Annotated in this window: 20 protein-coding genes and 1 tRNA gene; 11 read left to right on the top strand and 10 right to left on the bottom strand. The window is 67.0% G+C overall.

Going from position 1 to position 16,015, the window contains the following annotated elements:
* The 4 genes from VO99_RS31055 to VO99_RS26890 form a co-directional block, all read left to right on the top strand.
* Positions 1–1,316, top strand: a 1,316-nt coding sequence (locus VO99_RS31055; protein WP_046116050.1) for an Ig-like domain-containing protein, incomplete at its 5' end; no start/stop codon positions are given.
* 24 nt (positions 1,317–1,340) lie between these two features.
* Positions 1,341–1,910, top strand: coding sequence for a PEP-CTERM domain protein (locus VO99_RS26880; protein WP_046116051.1), 570 nt, complete (start codon positions 1,341–1,343; stop codon positions 1,908–1,910).
* Between the two features lie 169 nt (positions 1,911–2,079).
* Positions 2,080–3,819, top strand: a complete 1,740-nt coding sequence (locus VO99_RS26885) for a type I secretion system permease/ATPase (protein WP_052736665.1) — start codon at positions 2,080–2,082, stop codon at positions 3,817–3,819.
* Positions 3,812–5,158, top strand: coding sequence for an HlyD family type I secretion periplasmic adaptor subunit (locus VO99_RS26890; RefSeq protein WP_157039822.1), 1,347 nt, complete (start codon positions 3,812–3,814; stop codon positions 5,156–5,158). Before VO99_RS26885 ends, VO99_RS26890 begins: the two co-directional genes overlap by 8 nt.
* 30 nt (positions 5,159–5,188) lie before the next feature.
* Here the strand turns inward: VO99_RS26890 and yedA are convergent, their stop codons facing one another.
* Entirely contained in the window at positions 5,189–6,088 is a 900-nt protein-coding gene (yedA, locus tag VO99_RS26895) for a drug/metabolite exporter YedA (protein ID WP_046116052.1), read from the bottom strand.
* Positions 6,089–6,193: 105 nt separating this feature from the next.
* Between yedA and VO99_RS26900 the strand changes: the two genes are divergently transcribed.
* From VO99_RS26900 to VO99_RS26915, 4 genes are all read left to right on the top strand, one after another.
* Positions 6,194–6,712, top strand: coding sequence for an Lrp/AsnC family transcriptional regulator (locus VO99_RS26900; protein WP_046116053.1), 519 nt, complete (start codon positions 6,194–6,196; stop codon positions 6,710–6,712).
* On the top strand, positions 6,713–7,204 hold the full coding sequence (gene rraA / locus VO99_RS26905; RefSeq protein ID WP_046116054.1) for a ribonuclease E activity regulator RraA: 492 nt from the start codon (positions 6,713–6,715) through the stop codon (positions 7,202–7,204).
* Complete coding sequence (locus VO99_RS26910; protein WP_232315589.1) at positions 7,201–7,740, top strand: DUF697 domain-containing protein; 540 nt, start codon at positions 7,201–7,203, stop codon at positions 7,738–7,740. Before rraA ends, VO99_RS26910 begins: the two co-directional genes overlap by 4 nt.
* Positions 7,741–7,776: 36 nt before the next feature.
* Positions 7,777–7,853: transfer RNA gene (locus VO99_RS26915), tRNA-Pro, on the top strand.
* A gap of 88 nt (positions 7,854–7,941) precedes the next feature.
* Here the strand turns inward: VO99_RS26915 and VO99_RS31620 are convergent.
* The 4 genes from VO99_RS31620 to VO99_RS31060 all read right to left on the bottom strand — a co-directional run bounded on the left by VO99_RS31620 (position 7,942) and on the right by VO99_RS31060 (position 9,439).
* Entirely contained in the window at positions 7,942–8,607 is a 666-nt protein-coding gene (locus VO99_RS31620) for a site-specific integrase (RefSeq protein ID WP_052736667.1), read from the bottom strand.
* Complete coding sequence (locus VO99_RS31625; RefSeq protein ID WP_052736668.1) at positions 8,577–9,023, bottom strand: hypothetical protein; 447 nt, start codon at positions 9,021–9,023, stop codon at positions 8,577–8,579. The genes VO99_RS31620 and VO99_RS31625 overlap by 31 nt, the downstream gene beginning before the upstream one ends.
* A 63-nt stretch (positions 9,024–9,086) precedes the next feature.
* Positions 9,087–9,257: a DUF4224 domain-containing protein gene (locus VO99_RS29920; protein WP_083440982.1), complete on the bottom strand. Its 171-nt coding sequence runs from the start codon at positions 9,255–9,257 to the stop codon at positions 9,087–9,089.
* Positions 9,257–9,439 carry a hypothetical protein gene (locus tag VO99_RS31060; protein ID WP_198157093.1) on the bottom strand — a complete coding sequence of 61 codons (183 nt, stop codon included), beginning with the start codon at positions 9,437–9,439 and terminating at the stop codon, positions 9,257–9,259. The genes VO99_RS29920 and VO99_RS31060 overlap by 1 nt, the downstream gene beginning before the upstream one ends.
* Positions 9,440–9,469: 30 nt before the next feature.
* Here VO99_RS31060 and VO99_RS26925 point away from each other — a divergent pair, with 30 nt between their 5' ends.
* Positions 9,470–9,661, top strand: a complete 192-nt coding sequence (locus VO99_RS26925) for a hypothetical protein (protein ID WP_198157094.1) — start codon at positions 9,470–9,472, stop codon at positions 9,659–9,661.
* A gap of 12 nt (positions 9,662–9,673) precedes the next feature.
* Here the strand turns inward: VO99_RS26925 and VO99_RS26930 are convergent, their stop codons facing one another.
* A complete protein-coding gene (locus VO99_RS26930) occupies positions 9,674–10,714 on the bottom strand; it encodes an acyltransferase family protein (RefSeq protein WP_046116056.1) in 1,041 nt (346 codons plus the stop codon).
* Positions 10,715–11,037: 323 nt separating this feature from the next.
* Between VO99_RS26930 and VO99_RS26935 the strand changes: the two genes are divergently transcribed.
* On the top strand, positions 11,038–11,760 hold the full coding sequence (locus tag VO99_RS26935) for a hypothetical protein (protein WP_157039823.1): 723 nt from the start codon (positions 11,038–11,040) through the stop codon (positions 11,758–11,760).
* 248 nt (positions 11,761–12,008) lie between these two features.
* Positions 12,009–12,602: a PEP-CTERM sorting domain-containing protein gene (locus VO99_RS30630; protein WP_198157095.1), complete on the top strand. Its 594-nt coding sequence runs from the start codon at positions 12,009–12,011 to the stop codon at positions 12,600–12,602.
* A 142-nt stretch (positions 12,603–12,744) separates the two neighbouring features.
* Here the strand turns inward: VO99_RS30630 and VO99_RS31770 are convergent, their stop codons facing one another.
* The 4 genes from VO99_RS31770 to VO99_RS30635 form a co-directional block, all read right to left on the bottom strand.
* Positions 12,745–12,879 carry a hypothetical protein gene (locus VO99_RS31770; protein WP_259374807.1) on the bottom strand — a complete coding sequence of 45 codons (135 nt, stop codon included), beginning with the start codon at positions 12,877–12,879 and terminating at the stop codon, positions 12,745–12,747.
* Complete coding sequence (locus VO99_RS26940; RefSeq protein ID WP_157039825.1) at positions 12,879–13,661, bottom strand: hypothetical protein; 783 nt, start codon at positions 13,659–13,661, stop codon at positions 12,879–12,881. The genes VO99_RS31770 and VO99_RS26940 overlap by 1 nt, the downstream gene beginning before the upstream one ends.
* Positions 13,662–13,787: 126 nt before the next feature.
* Entirely contained in the window at positions 13,788–14,507 is a 720-nt protein-coding gene (locus VO99_RS26945; RefSeq protein ID WP_046116059.1) for a methyltransferase domain-containing protein, read from the bottom strand.
* 37 nt (positions 14,508–14,544) lie between these two features.
* Positions 14,545–15,528 (bottom strand): hypothetical protein, encoded by a 984-nt coding sequence (locus VO99_RS30635; protein ID WP_157039826.1) that lies wholly within the window; start codon positions 15,526–15,528, stop codon positions 14,545–14,547.
* Positions 15,529–16,015 lie beyond the last annotated feature (487 nt).

Consider the following 16,015-nt stretch of genomic DNA (forward strand, 5'->3'; position numbering starts at 1 on the left):
CCCGCACCATCAGCGTCACCGCCAACGACGGTGACGGCGGCTTGACGACCCGCACGCAGGCGGTCAACGTCAACAACGTCGCGCCGCTGCTTGCGCTCACCGGCGCCACGGCGGCCACCGCCGGCCAGCCGTACGTGCTGACGCTGGGCGCCGTGGCCGACCCCGGTACCGACACCGTGCAGGCCTACGTCATCGACTGGGGCGATGGCAGCACGCAGACGGTCAACAGCGCCGGCGACGTGAGCCACACCTATGCCAGCACAGGCAGCCGCAACATCGCGGTGACGGTGGTGGACGAGGACGGCAGCCATGCCGATGCAGCCCGCCTGGCGGTGACCGTGGGCACCCAGCCGGTGGACAACACGCTACCGGTGGCCGGCGACGACAGCGTGGCGGCCGCGGCCGGCCAGCCGGTGGTCATCACCTTCGCGCAACTGCTGGCCAACGACGTTGATGCCGATGGCCATCCCCTGGCCATCGCCTCGGTGGACACCACCGGCCTGGCCGGCACGCTGACGCGGGTGGACGGCGTGGGCTACCGCTTCGAGCCCACGGCCGGCTTTAGCGGCAGCACCGCCTTCAGCTACGTGGTCAGCGATGGCGAGGGCGGCCTGGACACCGCCCGCGTCGAGATCGAGGTGCAGCCGGCGCCGGTGGAGACGGTGCGCATCGGCGACGCCCCGGTGCGCCAGACCGGCACCGGCGGCCAGTGGGCGGCGGCCTGGAGCCATGCCGACCTGACCCTGCTGCATAAGGCCGACGCCACCGACGACGGCACCGCCTTCAGCAGCGTGAGCCTGCACGGCGTGAGCCCGCAGGGCCTGGCCGGCGGCGACATCTACCAGGGCGACCTGGGCGTGAGCGGGCAGTCGGTGGCCAGCAGCAGCGTGCGCCAGGAGATCGACGGCCGCGAGGTGCTGCGGGTGGAGCTGGACCGCGAGGCCACGCAGGTGGACCTGGCGCTGTCGCGCTTCTTCCTGCAGGACGACGGCGGCCTGCTGTTCGAGGCCGGCCGGCTGCGGCTGCTCGACGCCGACAACCAGGTGGTGGCCGAGCGGGCCTTCACCGCCGTCAATGCGCAGGGCACGTTGCAGCTCAGCCTGGAGGCGGCCGCCGGCTTCCATGCGCTGGAGCTGAGCGCCGGCGCATGGCAAGGCGACAGCTTCGAGTTCGGGGCCTATGCCGATGCCAGCGGCGGATTTGCGGCCGCCGCCGGGCCGGATGCCAATGGCGCGCAGCACGGCAGCGATTTCATGCTGGATTGGATCGAGTTCGAGTTCCCGGTGCTGGGCGTGCTGCAGGAGCCGGCGCCCTGATTTCATCAACAGAAGGAGGAAACGATGTTCAACCAAGACAAGTGCGTGCAGCGGGTGGTGGCCGCGGCGCTGGTGCTGGCCGGCGCCTGCGCGCTGGGCCCGGCCACTGCCGCGCCGCTGTTCAGCAGCCCGCCCGGCGGCACCCTGGGCGGCGTGCAGGCCGACGACAGCGCCGGTAGCTTCACCAACAACCTGGTCAGCGCCGCTGGCACCCTGGACGCGATCGTCTGGTGGGGCTTCCACGGCGCCAATTCGCAGGGGCCGGCCTTCGACAGCTTCGAGGTGCGGCTGGACGGTGCACTGCGCAGCGGCAGCCTGAGCAGCACCGCCGTGGGCAGCAACGGCCTGTTGCGCTACCTGCTGGACGTGGCCGACTTCAACCTGGCCGCCGGCGGCCACACGCTGACGCTGGTGAATGCGTCGCCGGACGTGGAGTGGTTCTGGCAGGACGGCAGCCCCACCAGCGGCAGCCAGGCCTTCGAGCTGCTGGCCGCCGAGCCGCCCACCGGCGTGCCCGAGCCGGCCTCGCTGGCGCTGGCGCTGCTGGCGGGCCTGGGCGCGGTGGCCGCCAGCCGCAGGACGCGCGTCGGCTGAAGCCAGCGCCGGTGGGCAAACCGGGCAGGGCAGGGCGGCCGCGGGGTGCGCCCCGCAGCGCCGTGCCCGCGCCGTGACGGGCTGCGCCGCATCCCGCCGCCGTCCCCTTCGCGATCCTCCTCGCCATCCCCATCGCCCCGTCGTTCCCGCCACGCCAACACCGCCGCCGATGACCTCCTCCCGCGCCCCGGGCCCCGCACCCGCCGCCTCCGACAGCGCCCTGCACCGGGCGCTGCAGATCGTGCGCCGCACGCTGTGGTCGGTGGCCTTCTTCAGCTTCTTCATCAACCTGCTGGCGCTCACCTCGTCGCTGTACATGCTGCAGGTGTACGACCGGGTGCTGGCCTCGCGCAGCCTGCCCACGTTGCTGTACCTCACGTTGTTCGCCGCCGGCTGCCTGGCCACGCTGGCGCTGCTGGAGGTGGTGCGCTCGCGGCTGCTGGTGCGCATGGGCGTGCGCTTCGACGCCCAGCTGTCGGGCCTGGTGTTCCGGCGCACGCTGCAGGGTGGCCGCACCGCGCAACCGCTGCGCGACCTCGACCAGCTGCGCAACTTCTTCGCCGGCCCCACCACGCTCAGCCTGCTGGACGCGCCCTGGATGCCGGTCTACATCGGCCTGGTGTACCTGCTGCATCCGTGGCTGGGCCATGTGGCACTGGCCGGCGGCGTGCTGCTGCTGGGCCTGGGCCTGTGGAACGAGCGCGCCACGCGCCGCCCGCTGACCGAGGCGGGGCAGGAAATGTCGGCCAGTGCGCAGTTTGCCGAGCTGTCGGGCCGCAATGCGGAGGTGGTGCAGGCCATGGGCATGGTGCCGGCGCTGTCGCGGGTCTGGCGGCTGCGGCACGACTATGCGCTGGGCCTGCAGGGCCTGGCCAGTGACGAGGCGGCCAACGTGGCCGGCGTGGCCAAGGCCTTCCGGCTGTTCCTGCAGGTGGCCATCCTGGCGGTGGGCGCCTGGCTGGTCATCCTGCAGCAGAGCACCGCCGGCGTGATGATCGCGTCGTCCATCGTGATGGGCCGCGCGCTGGCGCCGCTGGAGTCGGCCATCGGCGGCTGGCGCGGCTTCCTCGGCGCGCGCGAGGCCTATCGCCGGCTGTCGCAGGACCTGCAGGCGGTGGCCGACGAGCGGCCCGCCATGCCGCTGCCGCGGCCGACGGGCGAGCTGGTGTTCGACGGCGTGTCCGCCGGCCCGCCCGAGGCGCGGCATTTCACCGTCCAGGGCCTGCAGTTCCGCGTGGCGCCGGGCGTGTGCCTGGGCATCACAGGGCCCAGCGCGGCCGGCAAGTCCACGCTGGCGCGGCTGGCCATGGGCGTGTGGCGGCCCGGCGTGGGCGTGGTGCGGCTGGACGGCGTGGACATCGCCGCCTGGCGGCGCGAGGACGTGGGCCCCGCGCTGGGCTACCTGCCGCAGGACATCGAGCTGTTTCCCGGCACGGTGGCGTCCAACATCGCCCGTTTCGGCGAACCCGACCCCGAGCAGGTGGTGGAGGCGGCCCGCCTGGCCGGCGCGCACGCGATGATCCTCACGCTGCCGCAGGGCTACGACACGCCCATCGGCCCCGCCGGGGCCAACCTGTCGGGCGGCCAGCGCCAGCGCATCGGCCTGGCGCGGGCCTTCTACGGCCAGCCCGCGCTGGTGGTGCTGGACGAGCCCACCTCCAACCTGGATGCGGAAGGCGAGGCCGCGGTGCGCCAGGCGATGGAGGCATTGAAGGCGGCTGGCCGCACGGTGGTGGTCATCGCCCACCGGCCGGCGCTGCTGGCCGGCACCGACCAGCTGATGGTGGTGGTGGACGGCCGCATCGCCAGCCTGGGCCCGACGGCCGAGGTGATGCCGGCCATCACCCGCCGCGTGATGGCACAGCCCGAGGGCCGCGACCTCGGTGCACTGGGAGTGGCCCATGGTTGATGCAATGGCCAGGCAGCAGGCGATGGCCGGGCTGGTGGTGGGCGAGGCCCGCGCCGCGGCCGACAGCCGGCGCTGGACGCTCATCGGTCTGCTGGTGCTGGCATTGACGGTGGGCCTGTCGGTGGCCTGGAGCACGCTGGCGCCGCTGGCCTCGGCGGTGGTTGCCGCCGGCGCTGTGAAGGTGGACAGCAGCCGCAAGAAGATCCAGCACCCCGAGGGCGGCGTCATCAAGGAGATCGCGGTGCAGGATGGCAGCCGGGTGCAGGCCGGCGACGTACTGGTGCGGCTGGACGAGACGCGCGCCGGCGCCGCGCACGGCGTGGTCACCGGCGGCCGCGACATCGCGCTGGCCACCGAGGCCCGCCTGGTGGCCGAGCGCGACGAGCTGCCGGCCATCCGGTTTCCGCAGGCGCTGCTGGACCGCGCCGCGGAGCCGCAGGTGGCCGAGACCCTGCGTGCGCAGCAGACGCTGTTCGCCGCGCGGCGCAATGCGCGCAGCGGCGAGCTGGGCATCCTCGACCAGCAGATCGGCGCGCTGCGCAGCGAGATCACCGGGCTGGAGTCGCAGCGCCGCGCCAAGCAGGAACAGCGCGAGAGCATCGAAGGCGACCTGGCCGGCCTGCGCGAGCTGGACGCGGTGGGCATGGTGGAAAAGACCCGCCTGCGTTCGCTGGAGCGTGACATCGCCAAGCTGCGTGGCGAGCAGGAGGAGCTGGGTTCGCGCATCGCCTCCACCCGCACGGCCATCAGCGAGCGCGAGCTGAAGAAGTTCCAGGTGCGCAAGACCTTCCAGGAGGAGGTGGCGCAGGAGCTGAAGAAGGTGCAGGGCGAGAGCTTCGAGCTGCTGGAGCGCGAAAGCGCCACCCGCCGCACGCTGGAACTCACCGAGTTGCGCGCGCCGGTGGCCGGCACCATCACCGGGCTGAACGTGCACACGCCCGGCGGCGTCATCGGCCCGGGCGAGGTGCTGATGGAGATCGTGCCCAGCGCCGACCGCCTGCTGGTGGAGGCCCGGGTGCTGCCGGCCGACATCGACCGCGTGCAGCTCGGCCAGTCCACCGGCATCAAGCTGCATGCCTTCAACCAGCGCACCACGCCCGAGCTGAACGGCAGCGTGAGCTACGTGGCCGCCGATGCCGCGCAGGACAACCGCACCGAACAGACCTACTTCATGGTGCGGGTGGAAGTGCCGCCGGCCGAGCTGGCCCGGCTGCAGGGCGAGCGGGTGCAGCCCGGCATGCAGGCCGACATCTTCATCCGCACCGGCGAGCGCACCTTCCTGGGCTACCTGCTGCAGCCGCTGGCCGACAGCTTCCGCAAGGCCTGGACCGAACGCTGAGCCGGCCCGCGGCGGGGGTGGCGGCCCGCTTCAGCGTGCCGCCGGCTTCCACATCAGCAGCACCACGCCGGCCAGCACCACCGACACCGCCGCCCATTCGAAGCCGGTGACCTGCTCGCCCGCGATCAGCACGCCCAGCAGCATCGCGATCACCGGGTTGACGAAGGTGTAGCTGGAGGCCAGCCCGGCCGGCGCCCGCGCCAGCAGCACCATGTAGGCATTGAAGGCGATCAGCGAGCCGGCCACCACCAGGTACAGCCAGGCCGCCGAGGCCGCGGTGGCGGGCGGCCATTGCGGCGTCTCGCCGCTGATCCAGGCCAGGCCCATCAGCACCACGCCGCCGCACAGCATCTCGCTGGCGAAACCCATCGCGCCGGGCGCCAGCGGCAGGCTGCGCTGGCTGAGCACGCTGCCCACCGACCAGCTCCCGCAGGCGATGCACATGGCCAGCAGCCCGCCGGGCGAGGCCTGGAAGCCCTGGCCCTGCGTGAGCATCAGCACGCCGACCAGGCCGACCGCGATGCCGGCGGCTTCCGACGCCCGCGGCCGCACGCCGAACAGCAGGTTCACCAGCGCGATCATCAACGGCACCACCGCGATGAAGGCCACCACCAGGCCGGAGCCCACGGTGGTCTCGGCCACCGCGGTGCCGCCCATGCCGCCTCCCAGCATCAGCGCGCCCACCACCAGCGCATTGCGCCATTGGCGTGGCTGCGGCATCGGCGCGCCACGCCAGGCCATCCAGGCCATCAGCAGGCCGCCGGCCGCCAGGAAGCGGGTGCCCATCTGGAAGAAGGGCGGAAAGCTGATCAGCGCGTACTTGATGGCCAGGTAGGTGGAGCCCCAGACCAGCCAGGTGGCAAGCAGGCAGGCCAGGATGAGCGGTGACAGCATGGAGCCGCCGGAACAGGCGCGGGCAGTGGTCGTCATGGCGCAAATGTTAGGAGCCGGGCTGCGGAGCTTCGAGAGGGGAAGCAAGGTCTTGCCGTTGCCAAGCCTTGCAATTCATCGTCTTGTGCGTGCTAGGCTTTGAAAATGGGAATCGCCACGCCGCCTGCCACCCTCAGCGCCGGATCGGCGCTCGATGGCTACGACACCCGCATCCTGGCCGAGCTGCAGGCCGATGCACGCCTGACCATGGCCGAGCTGGGCCGGCGCGTGCACCTGTCGCAGCCCGCGGTCAGCGAGCGCGTGCGCAAGCTGGAGGCGGCCGGCGTCATCACCGGCTACCGCGCCAGCGTCAACGTGGGCGCGCTGGGCTACGGCATCCGCGCCATCATCCGCGTGGGCCGTGCCGAATACGCCCGCGTGGTGCGGCTGATCCAGGAGACGCCCGAGGTCATCGACGCCTACAACGTCACCGGCGAGGACAGCTGGATCCTGCAGATCGCGGTGATCGACGTGGCGCACCTGGACGCGGTCGTCACGCGCTTCTGCCTGATGACCGAGACCTCCACCTCCATCATCCTCAACGTCGCGCGGGAGCACCATCCGATGCTGCCGGCGCGGCGCGAGAACATCCGACCCCCGCTCGTCAAAGTGGAGAACGCCTGAATGATCCCGACCTGCGATCTGTGTGACCGCTACAAGGCCGACACCACCGGGGCGCTGCGGGTGCTGCCCCCGGTGTTCCATGACTATGGCGGCCGCGCCGCCTTCTTCGGACCGGTGGCCACCGTGCAGTGCTTCGAGGACAACACGCCGGTCAAGGCCGCGGTGGAATCGCCGGGCCAGGGCCGGGTGCTGGTGGTGGCCGGCGGCGGATCGCTGCGGCGGGCGCTGCTGGGCGGCAACCTGGGCGCCGCCGCGGCCCGCAATGGCTGGGCCGGCGTGGTCATCGATGGCTGCGTGCGCGACGTGGCCGAGCTGCGGCCGCTGCCGCTGGGCATCCGCGCGCTGGCGCTGGTGCCGCTGCCCACCGAGCGCCGCGCTGAAGGCCTGGTGGACCTGCCGGTGCAGCTGCAGGGCGTGTGGGTGCGTCCTGGGGAGTGGTTGTATGCGGACGAGGACGGCATCGTGGTGCTGCCGCAGCAGCAGCAGGCATGAAGATGATCAAGCCCAAGTTGTCCAGACAAGAGCCGAATGCCTGGGTGGTGGTGCCTTCCACCCCGCAGCAGCTGGAAACGGCCGCGCGCGCGGCGCGGCGCCTGGTGAACAAGCGCGCGGCGGTGGCGGCCGGTGTGGCCGCCGTGCCCATCCCCGGGCTGGACATGCTGACCGACGTGGGCATGCTGGTGAAGCTGCTGCCCGAGATCAACGAGATCTTCGGCCTGACGCCCGAGCAGATCGAGCGGCTGGCGCCGGACCGCCGGCTGGTGGTCTACAAGGCCATGTCGGCCGGGGGCGGCATGCTGGTGGGCAAGCTGGTGACGCGCGACGTGGTGGTGCGGCTGCTGAAGATGGTGGGCGTGCGCCTGACCACCCAGCAGGCCGCCAAGTACGTGCCGATCGCCGGACAAGCGGTGTCGGCCGCGCTCACCTTCACGATGCTGCGTTATGTGTGCGCCCAGCACATCGAGCAATGCATCGCGGTGGCGCGACAGCTGCAGCTGCCGCCCCCCACCGAGCCGGCCAGCCTGTGACCCCACGCACCCGGGCTACAATCCGCGGTTCTCAGTCGGGGCGTAGCGCAGCCTGGTAGCGCGTCTGCTTTGGGAGCAGTAGGTCGCACGTTCGAATCGTGTCGCCCCGACCATGTAGCTGAAGCCGTCGCTTGCGACGGCTTTTTGCTTTTTGCGCGGGCGCTGCGAAATGCAGCATCCTTCTAACCTGGGCCAAACCTTCTAACGGGTGGCCTTCGTGGACCGCCCGGAACGCAGCCGAACGTAGTCCGCGGTTTGGCTGTCGGTCGAGTGCTGGCCCATGTCCCGGGCGGCCTGCATGCCGTCCAGCCGCTCCTTGTCGGTCAGGGCCTTCGCGCGCAGGTCTCGGAACATGACGCCGGGCACGCCGGCGCGCTTTACGGCGCGCTTCCATGCCGTCGACGCACCGCTGTACGTGAACTGCAGGCCGTCCTGCAGGGTGAACACGTACTCGGTCACCACCCGCTGGCTGGCGCGCTTCTTCAGCATGCGCTCAGCCCGAAGCCGACGGAGCCGCTCCACCACGTCGAGCAGCCGCGGCGTCCAACCGATCATCACAGCTGCGCCGGTGGTGGACGCAACCTTCGAGCGCCGGAAGAAGATGCCGTCGTCACCGACGTAGGGCGCGGCCGCGTCGTCGGGATCACGGCTCCACCGCAGCGCCAGCAGCATCCCGATGTCCCGGCCGGTGAGGTAGGCCATGTCGACCAGCGCGGCCAGCATCAGCCCCGAGCGGGTGCGCTTGCCGTCATCACCGTAGATCCCGCCGACCTTGATGCGGCGCAGCTCGCTGTCGGTGATGTATCTGGTGCGCGGCTTCTCCGTCATCGTGCGGATCACGTCCTGCACGGGGTTGTCGCGTCGCATGCCTTTCTCGATGGCGACCGCATCAGCTCGCGCATCAACGCCCGGTACTGGTTGTGCGTGCGCGCCTTGTCGCGCAGCGGCAGCAGGAACTCGGCAACATCCGGTGCCTCCACCTGGCCGGCCCGAAATTCCGAGAAGGCGTCGGCCAGGACCCGCAGCCGGCTATCGTTGTTCGCCTGGGTATTCGGCCTGTGTCTGCTGCCAACCTCGCGCTGCCACAACGAGATCAGCGCCGGCATGCGGTCATCGGCGGTGTTGCCAGCCAACGCGGTGGCCAGCGCCGTGTATAGGGCTGGCAGCCCCTCGGCGACCCGCGTGAGCTTCCGCCAGACCCGTTTCTTGCCAGCGGCCGTCACAAGGTAGTAGCGGCCACCTTTGACGTGCAGACGCTCGGGCAAGGCCTTGTCTCGGGTCATGGTTGCTCCGTTCGGTCAGGCAGCGCGCAGGACCGGGCGCACGCGCGGGCGCTCAGTCTGCACCTAGCCGGCGCACACGGCGCGGTAGTGGTCCCGCTCCAGGATAACCCGGCCGGTGGAGCCGATGCGGGCGCGCGTGAAGCCTGCGCGCTGCAACTCGCGCAGCTGCTTCGCCGCCACCTTGTAGCCGGTGAGGGCGACCAGCTCTTCTTCGGTCAGCGTGATCGGATCCATCAGCTCATCTCCACTCGCTGGAAGGCCAGAACCCACACCCAGGGGTTGGTTTCCCAGCCGCCGGCGCCGTTGATCTGATCCCACAAGCTGCCGTAGCTGCGCCGCGCACTGGTGAAGTAGTTGTAGGGGTGGTCTACCTGGGCATCGGCTTCAAGTTCGCCGACTTCATCCGGTCGATCCACCGCCTGCAGCGCTTCCTGCAGACGCGGCCGGTGCGCATCGACCTGATCTACACGGAGGCCGAGCGCGAGGTGCGCCGGACTTTCGAGCGCAAGTGGGCGCAGCACATCGAACAGGTGGAGAAGATGACCGCGATCATTCGTGAGTTCGGCCTGGCCAGCAGCCTGCGCAGCAGGATCCGGATCAGCCGCTTCTGCTTTAGCCCGCCACGGCCTTCGACATGATGGATCGCTCGGTCAGGCTGCGGCCAGAGCCGGCCGTGCAACGACGCGAGAGCGCATCGCAGAAAGCATCGGCTGCTCCACGAACTTGAAGTTAAGGATGGCAACTGCAATGCAGGCTGCCGGTACAACGACGAGCTCAGCAATCGCGGACTGGCCGACCGTTCTCCTCAGCAGTGCTTCGGCGGGCCAGATGACGAGTGGGTGAATGAGGTAGAGCGAGTACGAGGCATCCCCGAGCAGCTTCAACGGACGGACCGGAAGTCGCCGGATCTGCTGCTCCAAGCAAATTACACCAAGGACGAGCAAGGCGGCAGGTACACCGAAGTACACGGTGCGCGGTCCGGCGTCGAACAGTTTGGGCGAGATCATGGTGGCAAAGGCGACCGCCGCCGCCAAGCTCACGAGGCCGATGACGAAGCGAACACGCGTGTCGTTCGCGAATCGCTTGCGCACGATCGCGACGGCGATACCTGCCAGAAATTCGAGGAACAGCGGGCTCGTCATTCGGAACTGGATGGCGCTGGTGGTGTCCGCGAACTTCCGCAACGCAATGAGGGTGCCGAAGACGAGCACCAGCGCGACCAGACGCTGTGCGCTGCTTCGGAGGAACAGGGTGCACCCGACAACGATGTAGAAGAAGAACTCGTAGTTGAGGGTCCAGCCCGGGATCAGGAAAGGATAAAACTGCCCGTCCTTGCTGTGCGCCACGGGAATGAAGAAGAAGGCCTTGAGACCCTCAACAAAGTTCGGGATGTGTCCTGTGCCGGTGGCGAACCTGAAGGCGAGGGTTGCCAGCAGCGCGAACCAATAGAGCGGCACTACCCGGATCAAGCGCGTACGCCACCAAGCTCCCGGCGTGACGCCCGGCCGTTGGGTTGTCAGCCAGATGATGAAGCCGCTGAGCACGAAGAAGACGTCGACGCCCGCCGACAGGAGGCCGACTGCAAACGTGTCTTCGCTCGCCTTGCCAAGCGCTCTTGGCAGCACGTGAAAGTACACCACTGCGAGCGCCGCGATGCCTCGCAGGTACTGGACGCCAATTAACTCGTTCATGATTCCTCCTGGTCGGCGGGCTCTTCGGCACGCCGTGTCGATATGCAAGATCCATGCAAATAATGCTGCACTGCACAAGCTTAGGACACCAAGAGTCCACTGAGCCGCAAGGCGTCGGCGGTTCTTCTCCAACGTAGAAGCCCCGCGACAGGTGAATCCTTGCTGCCCCCTTACCCAGGGGGGGGGGCGGCGACCTTGCCGGCAATCTCAAGGTGCACAGTTGTGCGCTCAAGGAGTGGAAGAGCCGGAGGCATTTCTCGACTGGTTATCCGGCCAGGTCATGCTCGCAGCCGCTGTAGCCTGCGAAATCTCAGGGAGTCATCATGCTCAAGAGCTTGGTTTCAGGCGTCGTCCTGGCATGTCTCACCGCCGGCGCGAATGCCTTCTCGTGTGCCCCTACCGAGACTCAGGAATGCCGTCTTGAGCTGAGTACTGTCACCGTGCGATGGGACAACGGCATCGACAATTTCATTGTCGACACCCAGTACAACGGCACGGACGGCTACGTCTACGGGTACAGCAGCTCTGCTGATTTTCCAAACCTGACGGCGGTGGACATCGCTGGCGGCACGCGCGCCGGCTTCTCGTTCGTGCCGAACATGGTCGGCCAAGTAGGCGGCAGCGGCATCAACGGCTACCACGAAGGCAGCGCCTCGTTCCTTTTCAAGCGCATGGAGTTCATCGCGAAGAGCGGCTTCAAGGTCGACGCGATTGAGTTCACCATCACCGGCAACCGGAGCCAGGTCGGCAACGGCTACGCCGCGATCGGCGTGCCGGGTGTGCCTGAGTTCACTGGCGATTCGTTCGTCGCAACGGCGCTGTGGACGCCCAACCAGACGACGTTTGGCGGCTTTATCAGCGTGAGTGCTTTCTACCAGGAGGGCGAGGATGGGACGGCCGCAGACTACGGTACGGCGTTCGCCAGTCTTGACAGCGTGCGCATCGTTGCGTACGTAAGCGCGGTACCCGAGCCGGCGCAGGCGTACTTGATGCTCGCGGGCGCCTTGCTGCTTGTGGCTGCGCGGCGGGCCCAGTCTCAGCAGTAGAGCTGCGAAGCGTGCGCACGAGCGAGTAGTCAACAGGCCCGCGCGTTGAAGCGCTCGTGCGGCGTGTCGCCAGGGCGCTTGGTCTTCAGCCAGTCGGCGTGCGAGCACCGGCTATGAACACCACCTTGATGGCCAGCAAGGGCCGCCTAAGCTGAAGATTCAAACTACCGCAGGTGGTGGCCATGAGGAATCCCATTTGTCCTTCCCGAGTTCGCGTCGCCCTCGCCGGCATGGCCGGCGTGATAACCATGACCGCCCTGCCAGTCCAGGCACTCACTCACATCTTTGAGGGGGATGTGCTGGTCGGTGCTGACAGCGTGGACGTTCAAGGGACGTTGCTCGACGTGCGTTTTTATGATGGATCATGCGTCGCTGTGTTCAACGGTTGCGACGACCAAGGCGACTTCCTGTTTGGGTCAGCGGCCTCACCGACGCCACGGGACGCTGCGTGGTCACTGGTAAGAGAGGTGCTGGGTCGTATCAGCGACGTTCAGACGCCATACATTGGCGCGGTTCTCGGTTGTAGGGACGTCTTCGACTGCGATTTCGTCGCGCCCAATTCGGTTGATCCCCGACGCCAAGTGGTCAACGGGATTGCCGCTGAAAGCCACCATTCCACAATCGGCTTCACCGTGACCGCGCTGTCCAGCACGGTGGACACCTCAACGCTAGACGACGTGGTCTACGCCCGTTGGAGTCTGTCGCCGGTACCCGAACCGGCGCCGGCGTGGCTCATGCTAGTGGGGCTGCTGGCGTTGGGGCATCGGCGCTTGAATGCGAAATTCAAATGGTTTGGAGTCGGTCTCCGCGGGCGTCGTGGCGCAGAAGGTATCCCTGTTTAGGGCTTTGCGGCAGTAAGGCAACCCGTGCATGTGCGCCGATGCATTGTCCGCCGCGCAAGCACGCCAATGAGGCGGCAACCTCCGGGAACTACTTCGTTGCGTCTGCGCCGTTGCGCGACTGCAGCCGCACCGAGCCGCCGCCTCACTTGGCCAGCAAGCGGTAGCTGTCGTACTTAACGCCGAAGATCCAGTCGGCGTCCGAGAAGGGCGTGCCCACGCCCAGCAGCATCGGGGAGATTGCCTGCAGGCGCGGGCCCGGCGGCAGCCGCGGCGGCATCAGGCTCCGAACGTTGGTCGCTGCCGCACAACCACCAGCAGGCCGGCGAGTAGCAGGGCAGCAGTGCCGAGCTCTGGCACCGGCGCAACGTAGCTTCCGCCAAGGTAAGCGATACCACGAAATACCCCCTGCTCCTCAAGCGAAGTAGCGTTCTCGAATGAGGCAGTCAGGACCCGACTGGCCGAGCCGAACGTGCTCAGCTGCAGCTCGTTCGTCTGGCCACTCGGCTGCTGCCCCCCGAAGTTGCGGTAGAGCGTGAGGTGGGAGAACGCAAGGATGTTCATTTCCTCGCCGGCCACGAGAGGCGCATGGCTGGCGTCGATGTTTGCCGCGGCCGTTACCACCAGGCGCGTCGCCGGCGTCAGCGTGAACTCGATGTAGCCAAGGTCGGCGTACAGCGTAAAGCTGCCTGTGTGCGTCAGGTCGCGAAGTGCTACTTGGGCCTGGGCTGTCGTCCCCGGCGCACTGCCTTGTGCGTCGATGCTCGCCGAGCCGTCGACACCGGCCCCTGAGACCTGCGTGAGGGAGGGCTGGAACCTCGCAGCGTCGTTCGCCTCTTCCACCGACAGCGGCGGAAAGAACAGGATCCCCGCTGTCAGGCTGGTACTTACTCGGGTGGGATGGAACGTGATAGAGGGTGTCACGCCGTCGCCGGAATCAAGGTCCATGAGCTGGAGCTGCAGCGGACCCAGTGAGACGCGAGCGTCCATGGTGGCTGCCTGAGCACCAGAGGTAATTGACGCCAGCAGGAATAGCAGTGCGAGGCAAGAGCGGTTGGCCATCACCTCTCCCCAGTGAATACCGGCAATGTAGGGTGCGCATGCGGCTCAGCCATCCCTAGGTTGACCGGGCTCAGTCCTGCCAGAGCCGGTGGCGCTCCGCGAACCGCTGAACCGCGTCCTCCTGCTCTAGCGGTGCGCTTGATGGCTTGGCAACGGTTCCCGTCGGACAGCAATTAAGCTCTTGCTTAGGCCGAAGAAGCGCTCCCGAAAAAGTTCGGCATCAGGAAATAATTCTCCGAGCATTTTGCAATCGAGCAGCATGGCGGCCTGCTGTGCGATGGCCGCGGTGTGCACCGTGCCTGCTTGCGGCCAGCTGCCCAGAGGCATTGACATCGCGATGCGGATGCGCCACGGCATCGGCAGCCAGTGCAGGAGCGGAAAGATGTAATGCGGCTCTACGGGGAACCAGAAGTTGGGTGTCTGCACGTAGTACGCCTTGCCAACGCGGCGAATCTCGGTGGCCATCGCCACCATGCTACGCCACATTCCGACGTGCTCGATCACCGAGTTTGAAAGGACGAGGTCAAACGATCCGCTTTCGTATTGCGACAGATCACAAGCGTCCCCCGCAACGCTGTCGAACACATCCGTTGCACCAGCCTCGACATTGGACTTCTCGATGTTAAGCAGCGTGATGCGCACGTTGCGGTCGCGCAGCATTTGCCTAGGCACAATGTTCCAAAAGCTAGACGTACCGCCGACGTCTAGGATGCCGCAACTACCGCGCAACGCAAAGCTTGCATCTATCAAATGGAGAATTGGACCGGAGCGCTTGGTGCGCAACCGGCTTCCAAAAGAGGCCGGATTGTTGTAATCGACGAATCGGCTTAGGAACGAAACTGGCATATGTTGAACTCCTGTCATCCACAGTAGGTAGGAAGTCTCAGGGTTTAAGGCAACCTGATGGTGCGGCACCTGCCGGACACCAGCGAAGATCCATGTCGTCCCAATAAATCTTAATGGCCTGCCCGCGTGACCGCACGTATTCGACCAGTTCCTTCGACGTGTAAAGCTTTAGCGGGTTAAAGTGCGATAGTCCCTTCGGCGCACGATCATCCGGATGGTGAGTGAAATTTGTGACGTCGAATAGTTGGACCGTGCGCTTGCCATAACTTACAGTCAGCCGAAACCGGCCAGTGGAAGCGTCGCCTTCCTTCCAATAATAGTCCAAGGTCATCCAGCGCCCCAACGGAATTTCGAAGCCATTGGCTTGCTCTTCCCACACCGTCTTGCTCCACGATGGCTCTCCATCCAACTTCGTCTGACCGTGCACGGCAAATCGAAGTTGGGCGTTTGCCCCAAAGCCCTCGCGGACGATATTCACACTGATCCGGAACGGGTGAGTACTCTTAATCCAATCAGGATCGTTCCACCATTCTGAAACCGTGAACCAATTGATGTTGCCAGGATAGTCACCGAGGACAGAAAGTTCGTTTGGGACCAGTAACCGGACGCTCATACGGACTTCGCGAAGCTTCACGTTGTCATAGACGTCCATCTGCACTCGCCCCTTGCTGGGCGTTCCACGGCCGTCTCGCACGTTGGGATCTTGCAGCCAGAACATCAGCACCTTATTGCCTGGATCGACCGGATCGTCCACTACCCTTGCAAAACGTTCTTTTCCAGAGCCGCCTTGATATTCAATACTTACCTCGCCTAGTCGAGCATCGCTCCGTTCAGGGTCCAGCGTGCCAGCGCACTCCGAGGTGCCGCTGGTAGGAGCTAGGGCCTCACGCTGCGCTGCGTCGTCCGAGCCGACCACTACGCCGTTGAAGTCCGAGTAACGACGGAGAAAAGAGCCATCAGTTGCGCAGCCGGTCAGCCACGCACGCGAACGTGCTTGGCGAGCCATGAGCTGGGTGGGCACGGGGGCTGCGCGGCCTACGTCGACGGCTACTGGTGTGTTCGAGGGCGTTGCCGCTCGAGGAGCTTGCAGATGCAAGCCCGCGGCCGATGTGACCAAAAGAAGCCAGGCCAGACGCACTTCAGCATCCTTCGAGTTTTCCGTGGCGCGGAAATCGCTAGGCCTCACGGGCTCTGACCACAGGCAGTTGCATCCTACGTCGCCCCGCTCAGCCGGAAAAAGTGAGCAACGGCATATTCGTATGAGGGATGACTCGCATTGACTCCCGCTAGGCGTGCGGCGGTCCCTGAGGACGGCTCCTGACTGCTGGTATGTGCCGGCCTGTCGATGGGAAATGGGCGCGGTGGCAGGGATCAGTGCTGGTGGTCCGCGCCGAAACCTTCTAACGGCTGGGAAGCTCCCCGGGAGAAGCCAATCCAAAACGACTGGTCCGCGGTTAGAACGACGAGGCATGCACCCCTAGGAGTCTGCGCGGCAGAAGCCGCGCCGC

This window comes from Aquincola tertiaricarbonis (assembly GCF_000969605.1).
Taxonomy (GTDB): Bacteria; Pseudomonadota; Gammaproteobacteria; order Burkholderiales; family Burkholderiaceae_C; genus Aquincola; species Aquincola tertiaricarbonis.